At 52.6% G+C, this 2400-nt stretch carries 2 protein-coding genes and 1 rRNA gene; 2 read left to right on the top strand and 1 reads right to left on the bottom strand.

Annotated elements, in window-relative coordinates:
- A 16S ribosomal RNA gene (locus JO226_RS06830) occupies positions 1-76 on the bottom strand; the annotation flags it as partial.
- A gap of 493 nt (positions 77-569) precedes the next feature.
- On the opposite strand from JO226_RS06830, the gene JO226_RS06825 reads away from it, so the two are divergent.
- Together JO226_RS06825 and JO226_RS06820 are read left to right on the top strand one after the other, a co-directional pair.
- Positions 570-1265 carry a FadR/GntR family transcriptional regulator gene (locus JO226_RS06825; protein ID WP_293535908.1) on the top strand — a complete coding sequence of 232 codons (696 nt, stop codon included), beginning with the start codon at positions 570-572 and terminating at the stop codon, positions 1263-1265.
- Between the two features lie 18 nt (positions 1266-1283).
- A partial coding sequence (locus JO226_RS06820; protein ID WP_293535906.1) for an MFS transporter occupies positions 1284-2400 on the top strand: 1117 nt, incomplete at its 3' end.

Below are 2400 nucleotides of genomic sequence, written 5' to 3'. Positions count from 1 at the left end.
TGTGCTACCGTTCGACTTGCATGTGTTAGGCCTGCCGCCAGCGTTCAATCTGAGCCATGATCAAACTCTTCAATTTAAGTTTGATGCTCAAAGAATTAAACTTTCGTAATGAATTACGTGTTCACTCTTGAGACTTGGTATTCATTTATCGTCCGAGGACGTTAAGAATCCATGTCACTTTGAGTGCCCACACAGATTGTCTGATAAATTGTTAAAGAGCAGTGCAACGCGGCTTTCGCTCACCGTTGCGAGGTCCCGTATAATACGTTTTCCTCATTCAGAGTCAAGCGTTTATTTTCACTTTTCTCTGTGGTGTTCATCGCTGATTTTCACCGAAGAACCCCGCTGACCCGGCGGCTTGCAGGCCGTTGTTCCGTGTCAGTGGAGGCGCATTATAGGGAGTAATTCTGAAGTGACAAGAGGAAATTTAAAAAATTTTACCGTTCGTGTTTTTTTTCACCAAAACCACCCCAAAAGTACCATTAATTGCGCTATCTGCTGTTTTAAACACCGCAAAACGGCGCTGAGTGGCATACTAGAAATGGAAAATGAAGAAAGGAATGACATTTATGTCCTTAAGCGCGCAGCAACTTGCAGCTCAAAAAAACATATCCTGGGTTCTGGCGGAGAAACTGGCCCAGAAAATCTTAACAGGGGAATATCCGCCGGAAAGCATTCTCCCGGGAGAAATGGAGCTAGGCGAGCAATTCGGGGTGAGCCGTACCGCCGTTCGCGAAGCGGTGAAAACATTAACGGCTAAAGGCATGGTATTACCGCGTCCACGCATCGGCACCCGGGTGATGCCCCGCAGCGACTGGAACTTTCTTGATAAAGAACTGCTCTCCTGGTGGCTGACCGAAGATAACTTCGAAGATGTCGTGCAGCATTTTCTCGTCATGCGCAGTAGCCTTGAACCTCAGGCCTGTATGCTGGCAGCGATGCTTGGCAGCGCGGAGCAAAAAGCGCAGCTCAATACGCTAATGGAAGAAATGGTTCAGTTGAAGAGAGCCTTCAACCGCCCGCGCTGGATTGAAGTCGACATGGCCTGGCATGAACAGATCTATGAAATGAGCGCCAACCCGTTTTTGACCTCCTTCGCGTCGCTGTTTCACTCCGTCTACCAGACCTACTTTACCGCTATCACCCAAAATGACGTGGTCAAACTTGAGCTCCACCAGGCCATTGTGGATGCCATTCAGGAGAGCGATGGCCCCCGCGCATACGCCGCGTGCCAGGCGCTATTACTGGCGCCAAACGCCAGCTAAGGAATAAAGAGACAGGGGATGACAGAAAAAAAAGCACGCAGTATGGCCGGTCTGCCGTGGATCGCCGCGATGGCTTTCTTTATGCAGGCGCTGGATGCCACCATCCTTAATACCGCTCTCCCGGCCATTGCGCATAGCCTTAACCGTTCGCCGCTTGCCATGCAGTCCGCCATTATCAGCTATACCCTGACGGTCGCGATGCTTATCCCGGTGAGCGGCTGGTTGGCGGATCGCTTCGGCACCCGTCGCGTCTTTATGGTTGCCGTGAGCCTGTTTACGCTGGGCTCCCTTGCCTGCGCCTTATCGAACTCTCTGCTGGAGCTGGTCGTATTTCGCGTGATTCAGGGAATTGGCGGTGCCATGATGATGCCGGTTGCCCGCCTTGCTTTATTACGCGCCTACCCGCGAAGCGAACTGTTGCCGGTACTCAATTTTGTGACAATGCCTGGGCTCGTCGGTCCGATACTGGGCCCGGTACTCGGCGGGGTTCTGGTCACCTGGGCAACCTGGCACTGGATTTTTCTTATCAACATTCCGATCGGCGTAGCCGGACTGATTTACGCGCGTAAATACATGCCGAACTTCACCACCCCTCGCCGTCGTTTTGATATGACTGGCTTTCTGCTTTTTGGCTTAAGCCTGGTGCTATTTTCCAGCGGTGTTGAGCTGTTCGGAGAAAAAATTGTATCGACCTGGCTTGCGCTGGCTATCGTCGCCCTCAGCCTGCTGCTGTTGACAGCCTACATTTTTCACGCACGCCGTCATCCTACCCCGTTGATTGCGCTACCGATGTTCAGAACGCGTACCTTTTCCGTCGGCATTGCCGGTAACCTGGCCACACGCCTGGGAACCGGCTGTGTACCATTTCTGATGCCGCTGATGCTACAGGTCGGTTTTGGTTATCCGGCGATTATCGCTGGCTGCATGATGGCGCCGACGGCCGTCGGTTCGATTATCGCCAAATCAACGGTGACGCAGGTCCTTAACTGGTTAGGCTACCGGAAAACGCTGGTTGGGATCACCGTATTTATCGGGCTGATGATCGCGCAGTTCTCGTTGCAGACGCCATCGATGCCGGTGTGGATGCTGATCCTGCCGCTGTTTGTCCTCGGGATGGCGATGTCGACGCAGTTCA

Source organism: Pluralibacter sp. (assembly GCF_019237635.1).
Taxonomy (GTDB): Bacteria; Pseudomonadota; Gammaproteobacteria; order Enterobacterales; family Enterobacteriaceae; genus Enterobacter_B.
Note: the sequence above shows the minus strand (reverse complement) of the source record. Positions and strands in the feature narration are given on the sequence as shown.